General features: G+C 71.7%; 14 protein-coding genes and 1 tRNA gene. 6 read left to right on the forward strand and 9 right to left on the reverse strand.

The window, feature by feature from the left end; all coding sequences use genetic code 11:
• Positions 1-98 precede the first annotated feature (98 nt).
• The 4 genes from ABZ477_RS18740 to ABZ477_RS18755 all read right to left on the reverse strand — a co-directional run bounded on the left by ABZ477_RS18740 (position 99) and on the right by ABZ477_RS18755 (position 6197).
• Positions 99-183, reverse strand: a tRNA-Leu gene (locus ABZ477_RS18740).
• Between the two features lie 70 nt (positions 184-253).
• The gene (locus tag ABZ477_RS18745) at positions 254-1342 is read right to left on the reverse strand and encodes a VIT1/CCC1 family protein (RefSeq protein ID WP_360136291.1); all 1089 of its coding nucleotides are present in this window, start codon (positions 1340-1342) and stop codon (positions 254-256) included.
• A 207-nt stretch (positions 1343-1549) separates the two neighbouring features.
• Positions 1550-4138, reverse strand: a complete 2589-nt coding sequence (locus ABZ477_RS18750) for a rhamnogalacturonan lyase (RefSeq protein WP_360136293.1) — start codon at positions 4136-4138, stop codon at positions 1550-1552.
• Between the two features lie 139 nt (positions 4139-4277).
• Positions 4278-6197 carry a DEAD/DEAH box helicase gene (locus ABZ477_RS18755; protein WP_360136295.1) on the reverse strand — a complete coding sequence of 640 codons (1920 nt, stop codon included), beginning with the start codon at positions 6195-6197 and terminating at the stop codon, positions 4278-4280.
• A gap of 144 nt (positions 6198-6341) precedes the next feature.
• Here ABZ477_RS18755 and ABZ477_RS18760 point away from each other — a divergent pair, with 144 nt between their 5' ends.
• The gene (locus ABZ477_RS18760) at positions 6342-7187 is read left to right on the forward strand and encodes an SGNH/GDSL hydrolase family protein (RefSeq protein WP_360136297.1); all 846 of its coding nucleotides are present in this window, start codon (positions 6342-6344) and stop codon (positions 7185-7187) included.
• A gap of 6 nt (positions 7188-7193) precedes the next feature.
• On the opposite strand, the gene ABZ477_RS18765 is transcribed toward ABZ477_RS18760, so the two are convergent.
• On the reverse strand, positions 7194-8153 hold the full coding sequence (locus ABZ477_RS18765; protein WP_360136299.1) for a helix-turn-helix domain-containing protein: 960 nt from the start codon (positions 8151-8153) through the stop codon (positions 7194-7196).
• A gap of 55 nt (positions 8154-8208) precedes the next feature.
• Here ABZ477_RS18765 and ABZ477_RS18770 point away from each other — a divergent pair, with 55 nt between their 5' ends.
• Positions 8209-9489, forward strand: coding sequence for an MFS transporter (locus tag ABZ477_RS18770; RefSeq protein ID WP_360136301.1), 1281 nt, complete (start codon positions 8209-8211; stop codon positions 9487-9489).
• A gap of 53 nt (positions 9490-9542) precedes the next feature.
• Here ABZ477_RS18770 and ABZ477_RS18775 read toward each other — a convergent pair whose 3' ends face one another.
• Complete coding sequence (locus ABZ477_RS18775) at positions 9543-10349, reverse strand: RNA methyltransferase (RefSeq protein ID WP_360136303.1); 807 nt, start codon at positions 10347-10349, stop codon at positions 9543-9545.
• Positions 10350-10425: 76 nt separating this feature from the next.
• On the opposite strand from ABZ477_RS18775, the gene ABZ477_RS18780 reads away from it, so the two are divergent.
• The 3 genes from ABZ477_RS18780 to ABZ477_RS18790 are packed head-to-tail and all read left to right on the forward strand — an operon-like array spanning position 10426 to position 12316.
• Positions 10426-11277: a Sir2 family NAD-dependent protein deacetylase gene (locus tag ABZ477_RS18780; protein ID WP_360136305.1), complete on the forward strand. Its 852-nt coding sequence runs from the start codon at positions 10426-10428 to the stop codon at positions 11275-11277.
• A 46-nt stretch (positions 11278-11323) separates the two neighbouring features.
• Complete coding sequence (locus ABZ477_RS18785) at positions 11324-11932, forward strand: histidine phosphatase family protein (RefSeq protein WP_360136307.1); 609 nt, start codon at positions 11324-11326, stop codon at positions 11930-11932.
• 9 nt (positions 11933-11941) lie between these two features.
• Positions 11942-12316 (forward strand): DUF1801 domain-containing protein, encoded by a 375-nt coding sequence (locus tag ABZ477_RS18790; protein ID WP_360136309.1) that lies wholly within the window; start codon positions 11942-11944, stop codon positions 12314-12316.
• A gap of 4 nt (positions 12317-12320) precedes the next feature.
• Here ABZ477_RS18790 and ABZ477_RS18795 read toward each other — a convergent pair whose 3' ends face one another.
• From ABZ477_RS18795 to ABZ477_RS18805, 3 genes are read right to left on the reverse strand one after another with little or no spacing between them, the layout of a single operon-like run.
• A complete protein-coding gene (locus ABZ477_RS18795; protein WP_360136311.1) occupies positions 12321-13130 on the reverse strand; it encodes a CoA ester lyase in 810 nt (269 codons plus the stop codon).
• Positions 13127-13657 carry a MaoC family dehydratase gene (locus ABZ477_RS18800; RefSeq protein WP_360136313.1) on the reverse strand — a complete coding sequence of 177 codons (531 nt, stop codon included), beginning with the start codon at positions 13655-13657 and terminating at the stop codon, positions 13127-13129. Before ABZ477_RS18800 ends, ABZ477_RS18795 begins: the two co-directional genes overlap by 4 nt.
• Before the next feature lie 10 nt (positions 13658-13667).
• Entirely contained in the window at positions 13668-14822 is a 1155-nt protein-coding gene (locus tag ABZ477_RS18805; RefSeq protein ID WP_360136315.1) for an acyl-CoA dehydrogenase family protein, read from the reverse strand.
• Between the two features lie 117 nt (positions 14823-14939).
• On the opposite strand from ABZ477_RS18805, the gene ABZ477_RS18810 reads away from it, so the two are divergent.
• Entirely contained in the window at positions 14940-15536 is a 597-nt protein-coding gene (locus ABZ477_RS18810) for a TetR/AcrR family transcriptional regulator (protein ID WP_360136317.1), read from the forward strand.
• The last annotated feature ends 76 nt before the right edge of the window (positions 15537-15612 follow it).

The following is a 15612-nucleotide window of genomic DNA, read 5'->3' on the forward strand; positions in this document are numbered from 1 at the left end:
GACTCACCAACCCAGCGTCACCGTCAACCCGGCGAACCCACGAAAAAGTCCTGAGTCGCGACTCGTTCGTAAACGATGTCGCGACTCAGGACATTCTGTGCGCGAGGGGGGACTTGAACCCCCACGCCCTATACGGGCACTAGCACCTCAAGCTAGCGCGTCTACCTATTCCGCCACCCGCGCATCTGGGTGATTTTCGGTTTCGCAACCGAGGATCGACACTACCACGGTCTTCGCGAAGCGACGAATCGGCTCAGCCCATCGTCACGCCGAACGCGAGACCGAGCACGTACGTGACCGCGGCGGCGCCGAATCCGATCGCGAGCTGGCGCAGCGCGCGGGTGAGCGGCGAGGCACCGGAGAGCAGGCCCACGACGGCTCCCGTGGACAGCAGCGCGATGCCGACCAGCACGAGCGCGAGGACGATCGCGGCGAGCCCGGTGAGGCCGAAGATCCACGGCAGGACCGGGATGATCGCGCCGGAGGCGAAGAACAGGAAGCTCGACAGTGCCGCGCCCCACGCGCCGCCGACGACCTCGTGCGAGTCCGCTGTGCGGATCGAGCCCGTGTATGTGCTCGGGCTGCCGTGGGCGTGCGCGCTCTCCACGATCCGGCGGGCGCGATCGAGGGCCTCGGACTCCGGCATCCCCCGCGTCCGGTAGACGAGGGCGAGCTCGTTGGCGTCGATGTCGAGATGCGGCAGCGCCGCGTCGGCGAAGCCGTTCGGCTCGGTCGCCGCGAGGAGCTCGCGCTGCGACCGCACCGAGACGAACTCGCCCGCGCCCATCGACAGGGCCCCGGCGAGGAGTCCCGCGATGCCGCTGAACAGCACGAACTGCGACGAGACCCCCGTCGCGCCGATGCCCATGACGAGCGCGAGGTTGGAGACGAGCCCGTCGTTGGCGCCGAACACCGCGGCGCGGAAGGTGCCGGACAGCCGACGCCGGCCGCGGGCGGCGAGGCCGCGCACGACCTCGTGGTGGATCTTCTCGTCCGCCGCCATCGCGGGCGTCGCGAAGGGCTCGTCGTCGTACGGCGAGCGCCCCTCCGCATTCTGGGCGAGCGCGAGCACGAAGATCGACCCGAACCGGCGCGCCATCCAGACGAGCAGCAGCGTGCCGACGCCCGTCCGCGCCAGGCGTGCGGGCTCACCGCCGAGCAGGTTCAGCCAGTGCGCCTCGTGGCGGCCCTCCGCCTCTGCGAGCGCGATGAGGATGTCGCGCTCCTCCCCCGTCCGTCGCACGGCGAGTTCGCGGTAGACGCGCGCCTCAGCGCGCTCGTTCACGAGATAGCGCGCCCATCGGCGTCGGTCGCGGGCGGTCGGTGCTGCGGGCACGCTCAAGGGAGCCTCCGAAGGCTGCGGTGCGGGTGGGGACAGTCCACGGTAGCCAGGCGCCGGGAGCGGCATCCCGGATATTCGCGGATTGACAGCATTTCGGGGCCCCGAACGGCGGGCCGCGGAAGCGCCGGCCGCCCAGGACGAGGGACCGCCCCGGCTGCCCGCACGGAAAGCGGATGGCAGCCGGGGCGGTGGTCTGATTCGAACGGATCAGCCGCCGAAGTCGGCGGTCCAGCTCGTCGTCGTTCCGGAGGCGAAGCGATACCAGGCTGTGGGCACCGCGACGACCTCGACCTCGCCGTCGACTCGGACCTTGCCGTTCGGCGCCGTCACGCGCTCGCCGTTGACGAACCAGGCGACGCCGTCGGTCGCGTGGACCTGGACCTCGTCATTGCCCGACCCCGGCCGGTCGCGCAGCTGGGGAGCGCGCGGCGTCGCCTGGACGGTCAGGAGCGGTGCCGTCGAGAAGTCCGTGTCGGATGCCAGGTACCAGCCCGGGTACGAAGGCTGGTTGTACGTCGTCTGCTGCCGTGCGACCTCGGCGCGGTACTGCACGTCGTGCATGAGCGTGACGAGCTTGTGCGACGTGACCTCAGGCGAGACGTAGATCCGGAGGGCCGACGAGTCCGTCGTGCGGACGACGAGCTCCTCGCGCCAGTCGCCGAGAACATCGGCGACGAGCGACGGGTTTCCCTTCGTCCCGTTGTTGGTGCGCGCGCCGGTGTCGCCGACGAGGATGCCGCGCGTCCAATCCTCGATCGTCACGGCGTCCACTCGGGTGCCGCCCACGACCTGGCTGTTGCCCACGATCTGCGTCGTGAGATCGGCCGCCCATCGGATGGACTGGTTGGTGCCCGGCGTCGTCGACTGGAGCGCGCTGCCGGTGGCGCTGAGCAGACCCGAGCCCTCCGTGCCGTTCGGCATGCTCGCCCACACCTCCATCCCGGGGCTGTCGGTGCGGACGTCGCCGATCATGCTGCGGCCCGTGTCACGACCGGAGTACGCGCCGAAGAGCACCTCGCCCGTCGCGGCATCCCGCATGACCGATCCGTACGGGGCGAAGGTCGCGCCCTCGTGCGCCGTCCAGACCTCCAGGCCCGGGCGGTTCGGGTCGATGTCGGTCACGTGCATCGCGTCGCCGTGGCCGAGGCGCGCCTCTTGGCCGGGCTGCGCGCTCGGCGGCGGCATCGTGTCGAACGAGCTGTACAGGAGCGAGCCGTCGTCGTCGATCGTCGCCGAGCCGTAGACGATCTCGTGGCGGCCGTCGCCGTCGACGTCGGCCGAGCTCAGCGAGTGGAAGCCCTGCGTCGTGATCGTCGCGAACTCGGGGTCGGTGCCGTCGCGCCCGTGCGGTCCGTCGTTGAACGGGTTCGCGAGGGGCACATGGCCGCTGTCGACGAACCACCGCTGGGTCAGCGCGGAACCGTCCCAGTCGTAGGCGGCGATCGTGGAGCGCGTGTAGTAGCCGCGCGCGAAGACGGCGGACGGGTGCGTGCCGTCGAGGTACGCGACGCCGGAGAGGAAGCGGTCGACCCGGTTGCCCGGCTCGATCCGTCCCATGGCGTAGTCACCCCACAGCAGGCCGTCGTCACCGCGCGGCGGGTCGTAGTCCACCGTCTGCAGCTCGGCGCCGGTCAGCCCGTCGAAGACCGTGAGGTACTCCGGACCCTCCACGATGAAGCCCTCGAAGTTCCAGAGCCTGTTGTTGGCGCTCCGGCTGGGCGCGTAGACGTCGATGAAGTAGTCCGTCAGCTCCTTCGCGCTCTCGTCGGAAAGCGGGTACTCGTGCGTCACGGGCGCACCCCAAGCCTCCTCGAGCGTCGCGGGCCATTGCCCGGAGACGACCTCGGGCCGTTCGTGCCAGCCGAGGAACAGCTGCGTGAGGTGGTCGCGGAAGTCCGCGTTGCTCATGCGGTAGTCGTCCTGATGGGTCACTCCCGCAGCGACATCGCGCTCGGGAAGCGTGACGAACGACTCGGACTCGACCGTGCCGTCGGCCCGGTAGGTCGTCGACTTCGTGCCCGGCGCCGTCTTGAGCATGAGCTCGCTGCGGCCGTCGCCGTCGAAGTCGTACGCGAGGAACTGCGTGTAGTGGGCGCCCGCGCGGATGTTGTCACCCAGCGAGATGCGGTTCAGCAGCGTTCCGTCGAGCTCATACGTGTCGATGAACACCTCGCCGGTGTATCCGACCTGGGACACGTCCTTCGAGTTGGACGGATCCCACTTGACGATGAGCTCGTATGCGCCGTCGCCGTCCACGTCCGCGACGCTGGCGTCGTTGGCCGAGTAAGTGTAGGGCTCGCCCCCGGGGAAGAGGACGCCCGCAGGGGTCCTGCCGTCGGCGGGCTTGCGCAGCGGAACCGTGAGGTAGCTCGTCGAGCTCGCCGACACCTCCGCGCTCGCCTCGCCCTGGATGCCTTTCACGACCGGGATGACCCGGTAGACGGACGAGGGAGAGCCCTCGGCATCGACGTGGTTGGTGCTGTCGCTCACAGTCGCGATCGGCTCGCCATCGCGTGTCACGACGAACTCCGGCCCGGCGACACCCGTGCTCGTCGTGCCGGTGGCCTCGGAGGCGAGCAGACGCCAGCTGAGGAAGACGCCTTCGCTCGAAGAGACGGCGACCAGCCCCCTGTCCAGGGCCTCGAGCTGCGGCAGCCCCTCGGGGATGGTCTCCCCGGCGAACGGTCCGGCGTGGTCGGGCGGAGCGGCCGCCGCGAACTGTGCGCCGCCTGCGACCAGACAGCCGGCGACGGCGAGCGCTGTGAGCGCGCGGAACGGACGATGTCCGTGATTCATCATCGAATCCTTCTTCTCGGTGGGAACGTGCCCGAGCAGGAACGTGGAACGTTTCAGTCGGGCAGGAATGCGCTTTCCGTGCGTCGTTTACAACGTTAGATCAGCCCGTCCGCAGAGGTCAACCCCTCCGCGGCGCCGATCAGGAGCGGACCCGCGCGCGCAGGACGTCGATGCGCGACTGCAGCTGCACGACCGTCGCATGGGCCACGTCGGGGCCGCCGCACACCCGCCGGAGCTCTGCGTGGACCGAGCCGTGCGGCTCGCCCGACTGGCGCGCGTACAGCCCGACGAGGCTGTTGAGGAGCTGGCGCTGCTCCTTGAGCGTGCGGTGCAGGGCCTGCGGCGGCGCGGGCGTCGCGTCGGGGGCGTGCGCGGCATCCCGGGCCTCGCGCGCCTTGCGGTGGCGGCCCTGGCGCGCCTGGCGCTGCATGAGCAGCTCGTGCACGTGCTCGGGCTCGAGCAGCCCCGGAAGGCCGAGGAACTCCTCCTCCTCGGGAGTGCCCGGCACGGCGAGCTGCCCGAACTCGCGCCCGTCGTAGAGGACGCGGTCGAAGTGGGCCTGCGAGCCGAGCGCCTGGTACGAGAACTCCTCGGTGAGCGCGTCGGACGCCTTGTCCTCGCGCTCCGCCGCATCCATCAGGTCTTCTTCGGCGTTCCAGTCGTCCTCGCCGTCGCTGTCGCGATCCAGCGCATGGTCGCGCTGGCGCTCCAGCTCACCTGCGAGCCCGAGAAGCTGCGGGACGTTGGGCAGGAACACGCTCGCGGTCTCGCCGCGGCGCCGCGCGCGCACGAAGCGGCCGATCGCCTGGGCGAAGAAGAGGGGCGTCGAGGCGCTCGTGGCATAGACGCCGACGGCGAGGCGCGGGACGTCGACGCCCTCCGACACCATGCGGACGGCGACCATCCACCGGCTCGTGCCGTTGGAGAACTCCTCGATGCGGCTCGACGCCTCAGCCTCGTCCGACAGCACGACGGTCGGCGCCTCGCCCGTGATCTCGCGCAGGATCGCGGCATAGGCCCGCGCGGCCGTCTGATCGGTCGCGATGACGAGCCCACCGGCATCCGGGATCCCCTGTCGCACCTCTGTGAGGCGCCGGTCCGCCGACCGGAGGACGGCGGGGATCCACTCGCCCTCGGGGTCGAGCGCCGTGCGCCACGCCTGGGACGTGATGTCCTTCGTGTTGTCCTGCCCGAGCTGGGCCTCCATCTCCTCGCCCGTCTTCGTGCGCCAGCGCATCTGGCCGGCGTAGACGAGGAAGATGACGGGCCGGACGACGCCGTCCTCGAGGGCGCGGCCGTAGCCGTACGCGTAGTCGGTCCGCGAGATGCGGATGCCCTTCTCGTCGGGGTGGTACTCGACGAACGGGATGGGCGCGGTGTCGCTGCGGAACGGAGTCCCTGAGAGGAGCAGGCGCCGCGTCGCGCGCTGGTACGCCTCACGCAGGGCATCGCCCCAGCTGAGCGCGTCGCCCCCGTGGTGCACCTCGTCGAGGATGACGAGCGTGCGCGCGTCGAGCACGAGACGCTGATGGACGGATGCCTTCACCGCGACCTGCGCGTAGGTCACGGCGACGCCGTGGTAGTGGCGGGCGGGTGCGACGTGGCGGTTGCTGAAGGCGGGGTCGAGGCGGATGCCGACGCGGGCCCCGGCATCCGCCCACTGGGTCTTCAGGTGCTCGGTGGGCGCGACGACGACGATGCGGTCGACGATCCGGCGCCGCAGGAGCTCGCTCGCGAGCCGGAGTGCGAACGTCGTCTTGCCGGCGCCCGGGGTCGCCGCCGCGAGGAAGTCGCGCGGGCCGCCGCCGACCCCGTCGGGGCCGTCGAGCCCGAAGTACAGGTCGAGAGCCTCGGCCTGCCACGCGCGCAGGCGCTGAGCCGTGCCCCAGGGTGCGCGCTGCGGGTAGGAGGGGGACAGGTGATCGGCGGCCCCGCTGCCGATGCGATTGGGCGCTGCCGCGAAGCTGCCGGTGTGCGGGCGCCCGTGCTCCTCGCCGTCGAGGACGGCGGAGCCTGACCGGCCGTCGGATGGCGTGGCGAATGACGCGTCGTCGTCCATCGGCTCCCCTCCATCCGCGCCCGAAGACACGAGTGACCACGATAGACGAGCCCGGCGACACCGGGACGACCGCGAGCCGGCGGCGCCGCCCGCACGGCGCGGCAGCGGTTAGCCTGGTGAGCGGTCACGAACCGAGGAAGACGGATGCCGAGCAACGACGATCACCGCAGTCCCTACATCCCCAACGCGCAGCCGCACCCGTGGCGGCGCTACGTCGCGATCGGCGACTCGTTCACGGAGGGCGTCGGCGACCCCGAGCCGACCGCGCCGAACGGCTTCCGCGGCTGGGCGGACCGCGTCGCCGAAGTGCTCTCGCAGCAGGTCGACGACTTCGCCTACGCCAATCTCGCGATCCGCGGCCGGCTCATCGGGCAGATCGTCGACGAGCAGGTCGAGCCGGCTATCGCACTCAAGCCCGACCTCATCACGTTCTCGGCGGGTGGCAACGACGTCATCCGCCCCGGCGCCGACCCCGATCTCGTCGCGCAGAAGTTCGAGGACGCCGTCGTGCGCCTGAGCAGCGACGGCGCGACCCTCGTGGTCTTCACAGGCATCGACACGAACTTCACGCCGGTGTTCCGCGGCATCCGCGGACGTGTCGCGATCTACAACGAGAACATCCGCGCGATCGCCGACAAGTACGACTGCATCGTCGCCGACCAGTGGGCTCTCAAAGAGGTGCAGGACATGCGCTTCTTCGACGACGACCGACTGCACTACAACCGTCTCGGACACCACGAGATCGCGCGGATGGTGCTGCGCGCGCTCAACGTGCCCAACGACCTCCAGCCCATGCAGCCCGACGCGCTGCCGAACCGCACGTGGCGCGAGGCGCGCGCCGTCGACCTCGTGTGGGCGCGGGAGTTCCTCGTGCCGTGGGTGCTGCGGCGCCTGCGCCACCAGTCGTCGGGCGACAGCATCACCGCGAAGCGCCCCGACCCCCTGCCTGTGACCCTCGCGGTCACGGCCGACGGCGACGACCGCGCCTGAGCCTGTTCATCCGGCCGCGCCGCCCAGGAGCGACGTGCCCAGCTCGCTGCGCAGGTACAGCACGCTGCTGCCGTAGCGCGCCGACGTGAGCAGGCCCGCGTCGCGGAGCACGCGCAGGTGCTGGTTGACCGCCGATGTCGTGACGCCGAGGCGCACGGCGAGCTCCGTCGACGAGGCGGGCTCGCCGAGGATCCCGAGCAGGCCCGCGCGGGTCTCGCCCAGCACCGCCGCGACCGCCTCCGGGTGCACGAGCCGCTCGACCTCCCACAGGGCGCCCTGGCCGCGCGCGGGATACACGATCATGGGCGGCCCGTCGCCGACAGGCGCGGAGCCGCGGCGCGTGAACAGCGTCGGCACGAGGGTCAGCCCCGCGCCGTCGACGGGACGTGTGCGCTCGGCGGGGTCGGACAGCCGCACCTCGACGACGCCGCGCTCGTACGAGACGCGCGGCGACAGGGAATTGAGCATCTCGCCGACGCCGGACTGCGCGATGACGCGGCCGCGGAACACGATGTCGGCCTCCAGCACGGTGCGCATGCGCGGCCAGTAGGGCTCGATGCACGTCTCCCACAGCTGCTCGAGGGATGCTGCGATCCGGCGCAGCGCTCGCCTGGGCGAGCCCGCGAAGACGTCGGGGACAGCGCCGTGCACCGCGACGAGATCGGCGCGGAACACGTCGTCCGGCGTGGCGCGGAGGCCCACGAGCTCGTCGTCGAGCCTCGTGAGCGGCGAGTCCGGTCGCGGGTTGAGGAAGTCCGGAGTCCACCCGCGGTCGTCGATGAGCCCCGCGAGCGCCTCGTGGTCGAGATTCGCGCGCGCGGCCTCGGTCCGGCGCACCCAGCCGAGCTGAAGCGGGAAGCGCGAGGGGTCGGCGATCGCGCGGATCGACAGCCCGAGCTCGCACAGCGGGGAGATGCCGAACCGCACGGCGCCGACGTCATCCTCCGTCAGCAGGTACCGCAGCATGAAGCACAACGCTACATCGATTCCGCAACCCGCCCGCACCTGAGAGAACGGATGCATGCCCTCCCCCTCCCCCGCCGACACGGGCGTCCTCCCCACTGTCCAGAGCGCGCCCGGCGCCTCCGTCCTCCGCATCCTCGTCACGGCGACCCTCATCAGCCGCGTCGGCCGCGGCATCTTCCTGACGGTCTCCGTCCTCTACTTCACCTTCGTCGTCGGCCTGTCGGCCGCCGAGGTGGCTGTCGTGCTCGCCGCGTCGAGCGCCGTCGGCATCGGCGCGTCCTTCGCGGGAGGGTGGCTCGCGGACCGCACGAGCGCGCGCCGGCTCCTCGTCGGGTTCAGCGCGCTGGAGGGGTGTGCGCTGGCCGGCTTCCCGCTCGCCGACGGATTCACCGCTGCGCTCGTCGTGGGCATCGGCGTGGGCGCCTTCGGACAGGCCGCCAACACGGCGCGGATGGCGATCCTCGCGCGCGTCTTCGGCCCTGAGGAGCGCGTCCACGCGCGCGCCGTCCTGCGGACCGTCACGAACATCTCGATCGCCGTCGGGTCCGGCATCGGGGCGATCGCGCTCGCGATCGGCACGCCGTTCGCGTACCGCGCGCTGCTCGTCGTCGCGGGCCTCGCCTACATCGTCGCGGTGCTGCGGCTGATGAAGCTCCCCGCCTCGGCGGACGCGGCGCGAGCAACCTCCGCGGACGGCGGAGCGACAGCATCCCGCCGCCTCGCGAGGCCGGGCGGGCTCTCGCCGTGGCGCGACAGGCGCTACCTCGCGCTGACGGCCCTGTGCGCCGTGTTCGGGATGCAGTTCGGCGTCGGCGAGCTCGCCGTCCCGCTCTGGATCGCCCACGACACGACGGCGCCCGAGGTCCTCGTCGCGGCGGTCCTGATCCTCAACACCGTCATCGTCGTGTGCTTCCAGGTGCCGCTCTCGCGCGGCACGCATGACCTGCGGCGCGCGGCCCGCGTCTCGGCGATCGCCGCCTGGCTCATGGCCGCGGCGTGCGTCGTCTACGCCCTCGCGGCGGGCCTGCCCGCCGTCGCCGCGATCGCCGTCATCGTGACCGCGACCGTCGCGCACGCCTTCGCCGAGGTGCTCTCGCAGGCGAGCGGCTGGGGCCTCAGCTTCGAGCTCGCCGACCCCCGCCGCGCCGGCGAGTACCAGGGCATGTTCTCGGCCGGGTACTCGATCGGCGCGACCGCCGCGCCGCTCCTCGTCGCGGCGACGACCGAGTCGGTCGGGCTGCTGGGGTGGGGCATCCTCGCGGCGATCTTCCTCGCGTCGGGGCTCGGCGTCTGGGCGCTCGCCCGCCGCGCCGCGCGCACGATGGCGTCTGCGTGAGCCCCGACCGGGGCGTGTGGTGGATCTGCGGCCACGAACCAGCGGCAGCGCCTCTAGGACACCCGCAGCGACCACACCGCGACCGCCGAAGCCGCCGCGACGTTGAGCGAGTCGACGCCGCCGGCCATGGGGATCGTCACGATAGTGTCGGCGGCCTCGAGCGCGCGGCGGCTCAGCCCGTCGCCCTCCGCGCCGAGGATCAGCGCGACGCGCTCGGGCGCCGCCGCGGCGAATTCGTCGAGCGGCACGGCGCCGTCTGCGAGCGCGAACGCGGCGAGATGGAAGCCGAGGGCGCTCAGGATGCCGCGGGCCTCGGTCCACTCCGGCAGCCGCGTCCACGGCACCTGGAAGACCGTTCCCATGCTCACCCTCACCGAGCGCCGGTAGAGCGGATCGGCGCAGCGCGGCGAGATGAGCACGGCGTCGGCGCCGAGCGCCGCGCAGCTGCGGAAGATCGCGCCGACGTTGGTGTGGTCGACGATGTCCTCGAGGACCACGACCCGGCGCGCGTCGCCGACGACCTCGGCGACCGTCGGCAGGTCGGGGCGGTGCATCGCGGCGAGCGCGCCGCGGTGCACGACGTACCCCGTGATGCCCTCGGCGACCTCGGGTGAGACGACGTAGACGGGGACGTCGGGCACGTCCTCCAGGATCGCCGCGACGTCGTCGAGCCACTTCTCCTGCACGAGCACCGACCGCGGCCGGTGCCCCGCGCCCACGGCGCGCGCGATGACCTTGGCGGACTCGGCGATGTAGAGGCCACCCTCGGGCTCGAGCACGCGTCGCAGCGCGACATCCGTCAGATCCCGGTAGTCGGCGAGACGCTCGTCGCCGGCGGACTCGATGGGGATGACGCGCACCCGTCCACCTTCCCACGGGCATCCCGTAACACGCCCGAAAACCGGCGGGCGTACTCTCGGACGCGGAGGGTGCGCCATGACGATCGTGACGGAGTTCGACGCGCAGACGTCGGAGTCGCTCTCGCGCGCCGTCGACGCCCTCGCTGGGCGGCGCATCGCGGTGCTGACGGGCGCCGGCGTCTCGACGGATTCCGGCATCCCGGACTACCGCGGCAAGGGCGCGCCCGTGCGCACTCCCATGACGGCCGAGCGCTTCCTCTCCAGCGAAGAGGCGCGCCGGCGCTACTGGGTCGGCAGCCACCTGGGCTGGAAGGCCTTCGCGGCCGCCGAGCCGAACGCGGGACACCGCGCCCTCGCCCGCCTCGAGGGCGCCGGAGTGGCGACGGGCGTCGTGACGCAGAACGTCGACGGACTGCACGTCCGCGCGGGCGGGCGCCGCGTCGTCGAGCTGCACGGCACGATGCGCCGCGTCTTCTGCACGCACTGCGGCCAGGTCTTCGACCGCCGCGACCTCGCGGTGCGCGTCGAGCGCGACAACCCCTGGATCGCGATCCCCGAGAACGTCAAGCTCGGCCCCGACGGCGACGTCCTCCCCGAGTCCACCGATGGCTTCCGCGTGCCCGGATGCAGCGTATGCGGCGGGATGCTGAAACCCGACGTCGTCTTCTTCGGCGAGTTCATCCCCGCCGAGAAGTTCCGCGAGGCCGAGCAGCTCGTCCGCACGAGCGATGCGCTCGTCGTGGCGGGCTCGTCCCTCGTCGTGAACTCCGGCATCCGTCTCGTGGAGCGCGCGCGGCGCCGGCGCCTGCCCGTCGTCATCGTCAATCGCGGCGAGACCCGGGCCGACGGCCGTGCGACGGTCAAGGTCGATGCGGGCACGAGCGATGTCCTGCACGCGCTCGCCGAGACGCTGCCGCAGCTCCTGTGAGCGGGCGCCGGACCGACCTCCCAGACTGCCCGGATAGGCTCGAATCGTGACGACCCTCATCCTCGTGCGCCACGGCGAGACCGACTGGAACCGTGATCGACGCATCCAGGGTGCGACCGACGTGCCGCTCAACGACACCGGACGCGGTCAGGCACGGGATGCCGCAGCCGCCCTCCGCGCGACGCTCGACCCCGCGATCCCTGCCGTCGTCGTCGCGAGCGACCTGGCGCGCGCCCGCGAGACGAGCGAGATCATCGCGGCCGAGCTGGGCCTGGACGCCCCGCGGCTGTACCCCGAGCTGCGCGAGCGCGGCTACGGCGTCGCCGAGGGCATGAGCGTCGACGAGTACTTCGAGCACTGGGGCGACTGGCACGGGACCGACGACGTCCCCGAAGCCGAGACGCGCGAGGACTTGCGGGAGCGGGCCCTGGCGGGCCTTGCGAAGGTCGCGCGGGACGTGCGGCGCGCGACGGCGCCGGGACCGGCATCCGTCATCGTCGTCACCCACGGTGCGCTCATCCGCGAGGTCATCCGCCACGCGAGCGGCGGGACGCTGCCGCTGGACGGCGAGAGGCTGGCCAACGCGTCGGCGCACACGGTGCTCTTCGAGCGCGAGCGACTGCGCCTCCTGTCCTACACGCCCATCGCCGCGTAGTCTCGGCGCATGCCAGCCCCCGCGACCGTCGACGAGTACATCGCGGGGTTCCCGCCCGAGGTCGCCGAGCGTCTGCAGCGCGTCCGAGAGATCGTCGTCGACGCCGTCCGGTCCGGCACGGGCCGCGAGCCGGAGGAGAAGATGCGCTACGGCATCGCCGCGGTCATGCTCGGCGGTCGGTACGCGCTGCACTACGCGGGCTGGAAGAAGCACATCGGGCTCTACCCCGTGCCGACGCTCCCCGACGCGGTCGAGGCCGACGTCGCGCCGCACCGCGCCGAGAAGGACTCGGTGACCTTCCCGCACGCCCGGCCGCTGCCGTACGACCTCGTGGGCCGGATCGCCGCCGCGATCGTCGCGCAGCGCGGGGCCGCGGAGGGCTGAGGCGTCAGGCTCCGGCCCGCTGCAGGAGCGCCCGGGCGTGCCGCAGCACAGGCTCGTCGACCATGCGTCCCTCGTAGGAGAAGACGCCGCGCTCCCCCTTCGCCGCCGCGATGACGCCGTGCGCCCACGCGACGTCGGCCGCAGCCGGGCGGTAGGCGGCGCGGATGACCTCGACCTGGCTCGGGTGGATGCACGCGGTCGCGGCGAAGCCCGTGGCCGCGGCATCCGTCGCCTCGATCCGCAGCCGCTTGAGGCCCGCGATGTCCAAGTGCACGGCGTCGATGGCGGCCTTGCCCCGCGCGCCTGCGGCGAGCAGCGTGCGACCGCGCGCGTACCGGGCGATGTCGCGGTAGCGGCCGTTCGGCTTTCGGCTCGACGTGCCGCCGAGGCTCGCGACGAGATCCTCGGCGCCCCACATGAGCGCGACGACGTTGGCGAGGTCGGCGATGCGCTCGGCGTTCGAGACGCCTTTCGCCGTCTCGAGGAGTGCGACGACGGCGAAGCGTCCGTCGATCCTCGAGATGCGCTTGGGGGACTCGGCCTTGGCGACCATGATCGTGCGGTAGTCGGTCTGCGACAGGGTGCGGATGTCGGCATCGATGTCGCCCGAGCCGACGGGGTTCACGCGCACGATGACCCGCTCCGGATCGAGGTCCGACTCGATGACCGCGCCGCGGGCCGCCGCCTTGTCGGCAGGCGCGACGGCGTCCTCGAGATCGAGGATGACGGCGTCGGCGCGCTCGAGCGCCTTGCCGTAGCGCTCGGGGCGATCGGCGGGGCAGAACAGGATCGCGGGACCGAGGTCGAAGGTCATTCCGTGCCCTCCCGAGGCTCGTCGCGGCACCACATGAGGGCGACGCGCGTGGCGAGCGCGACGACGACACCCTCCTGATTGCGGCCCGTGTGCCGCATCGTCACGATCCCCTGGCCCGGCCGCGAGGCCGAGCGCCGCTTCTCGACGATCTCCGTCTCGGTGTAGAGCGTGTCGCCGTGGAAGAGCGGCGCGGGGAACGAGATGTCCGTCATCCCCAGCTGCGCGACGAGGGTGCCCTGCGTGATCTGCGAGACGGATGCCCCGACCATCGTCGCAAGCGTCCACATGGAGTTCATGAGCCGCTGCCCGAAGGGCTGCGTCGCCGAGAACGCCGCGTCGAGGTGGAGCGCCTGCCCGTTCATCGTGAGAGACGAAAACAGCACGTTGTCCGCCTCCGTCGCGGTGCGGCCAGGGCGGTGCAGGTAGCGCACGCCGACCTCGAGCTCGTCGTAGTAGAGGCCGCGCTGAAGGACCTCGCGCGGCGCGACCGCCTCCTGCCAGCCCGTGCCGTCGCCCGCCTCGCTCACGACGGACACGCTACCCGTCGAGACCGAGCGCACGCGAGATGACGAGGAGCTGCACCTCCGTCGTGCCTTCGCCGATCTCGAGGATCTTCGAGTCGCGGTAGTGCCGCGCGACGGGGTACTCGTTCATGAAGCCGTTGCCGCCGAAGACCTGCGTCGCATCGCGCGCGTTGTCCATCGCGGCGTCGCTCGCCGTGAGCTTGGCGATCGCAGCCTCGGTCTTGAAGGGCTTGCCGGCATCCCGCAGGCGCGCCGCGTGGCGCCACGCGAGGCGCGCCGTGTGCACGCGCGCCTGCATCCGCGCGATGGTGAACTGGATGCTCTGCCTCGAGGCGAGCCGCTCGCCGAAGACCGTCCGCTTCTTGGCGTAGTCGACGGCGGCTTCGAGGCATCCCTCCGCGGCGCCGGTCGACAGCGCCGCGATCGCGATGCGGCCTTCGTCGAGGATGTGCAGGAAGTTCGCGAAGCCGCGGCCGCGCTCGCCGAGCAGGTTTTCCTCGGGCACTCGCGCGTCGACGAACGTCAGCGGATGCGTGTCGGACGCGTGCCAGCCGACCTTGTCGTACGGCGCCTCGACCGTGAAGCCGGGCGTGCCGTTGGGGACGATGATCGTCGAGATCTCCTTGCGGCCGTCCCGCTCCCCCGTGACCGCGGTGACCGTCACGAACCGCGTTATGTCGGTGCCGGAGTTGGTGATGAACTGCTTCGAGCCGTTGATCACCCATTCGGCGCCGTCGAGCCGCGCCGTCGTACGGGTCGCCCCGGCATCCGACCCCGCCTCCGGCTCGGTGAGCCCGAAGCCGGCGAGCGCTCGGCCGGCCAAGAGGTCCGGCAGGAGCTCCTGCTTCTGCGCGTCGGTGCCGAACCGGAACACCGGCATCGCGCCCAGGCTCACGCCCGCTTCCAGCGTGATGGCGATCGACTGATCGACGCGTCCCAGTCCCTCGATCGCGAGGCACAGCGCGAGGTAGTCGCCGCCCTGACCGCCGAACTCCTCGGGGAAGGGCAGGCCGAACAGGCCGAGCTCGCCCATCTGCGCGACGACGTCCAGTGGCAGCGTCTTGGTGCGATCCGCCTCGTACGAACGAGGGGCGACCACCTCGTCGGCGAACTCGCGGACGAGCCGCGCGAGCTCGTTCTCGTCCTCGGAAAGGTCGTGCTGATCCATGGTGTGCTCCGTGTCATCTCCGTCGACGTCACGATCGCATTACAGACGTTGTCCGGATGCGGGCGTAATGGTTAGGGTTCACTAACCGAGTCTTCAGGTTAGCGAGGATTAACTGAAATGACAAGCGGTCTCACCGAACGCGACCGTGCGAAGGCGGATCGCCAGGCGGCGATCCTGCGCGAAGCGGCGCGCCTTTTCGCAGAGCGCGGCTTCAGCGGCGTCAGCCTGGAAGACCTCGGCGGCGCCGTCGGCGTGAGCGGACCGGCCGTCTACCGTCACTTCGCCAACAAGCAGGCGCTCCTCGGCGCGATCCTCGTGCAGGTGAGCGAACGGCTGCTCCGCGGCGGACAGGACGTCCTGGCGCGCGAGAGCGACCCGCGCGCGCGCCTGGAAGCCCTCATCGCATTCCACGTCGACTTCGCGCTGCGCGACGCCGATGTCATCCGGGTCCAGGACCGCGACCTCGCAAGCCTGCCCGACGACGAGCGGCGCCGTGTGCGCCGCCTCCAGCGCGAGTACGTCGAACTGTGGATCGGCGTGCTGTCCGACATCCATCCCGAGCGCGACCAGGCCGACCTGCGCGTCCGGGCGCACGCGTGCTTCGGCCTCATCAACTCGACTCCGCACAGCATGCGCGGGGCACGCCAGCCGGCCGGCGACCGGACGGTGCGTCCCATCCTCGAGTCGATGGCCCAGGCCGCGCTCACGAGCTGACCGCTTCGCCGGGGCACTCTCGCGCCGGGATGCGGGATGCCGCGGCCCGGCGGCCCAGCCGCCTGGCTCGGACGTA

Source organism: Microbacterium sp. NPDC019599, assembly GCF_040632175.1.
In the GTDB taxonomy this organism is placed as follows: domain Bacteria; phylum Actinomycetota; class Actinomycetes; order Actinomycetales; family Microbacteriaceae; genus Microbacterium.

Excerpts from the sequence above, each read along its gene's own strand:
- ABZ477_RS18810 (WP_360136317.1), top strand. The coding sequence starts at position 14,940 with ATGACAAGCGGTCTCACCGAACGCGACCGTGCGAAGGCGGATCGCCAG.
- ABZ477_RS18765 (WP_360136299.1), bottom strand. The coding sequence starts at position 8,153 with ATGCTGCGGTACCTGCTGACGGAGGATGACGTCGGCGCCGTGCGGTTC.
- ABZ477_RS18780 (WP_360136305.1), top strand. The coding sequence starts at position 10,426 with ATGACGATCGTGACGGAGTTCGACGCGCAGACGTCGGAGTCGCTCTCG.
- ABZ477_RS18750 (WP_360136293.1), bottom strand. The coding sequence starts at position 4,138 with ATGAATCACGGACATCGTCCGTTCCGCGCGCTCACAGCGCTCGCCGTC.
- ABZ477_RS18805 (WP_360136315.1), bottom strand. The coding sequence starts at position 14,822 with ATGGATCAGCACGACCTTTCCGAGGACGAGAACGAGCTCGCGCGGCTC.
- ABZ477_RS18790 (WP_360136309.1), top strand. The coding sequence starts at position 11,942 with ATGCCAGCCCCCGCGACCGTCGACGAGTACATCGCGGGGTTCCCGCCC.
- ABZ477_RS18760 (WP_360136297.1), top strand. The coding sequence starts at position 6,342 with ATGCCGAGCAACGACGATCACCGCAGTCCCTACATCCCCAACGCGCAG.
- ABZ477_RS18795 (WP_360136311.1), bottom strand. The coding sequence starts at position 13,130 with ATGACCTTCGACCTCGGTCCCGCGATCCTGTTCTGCCCCGCCGATCGC.
- ABZ477_RS18770 (WP_360136301.1), top strand. The coding sequence starts at position 8,209 with ATGCCCTCCCCCTCCCCCGCCGACACGGGCGTCCTCCCCACTGTCCAG.
- ABZ477_RS18755 (WP_360136295.1), bottom strand. The coding sequence starts at position 6,197 with ATGGACGACGACGCGTCATTCGCCACGCCATCCGACGGCCGGTCAGGC.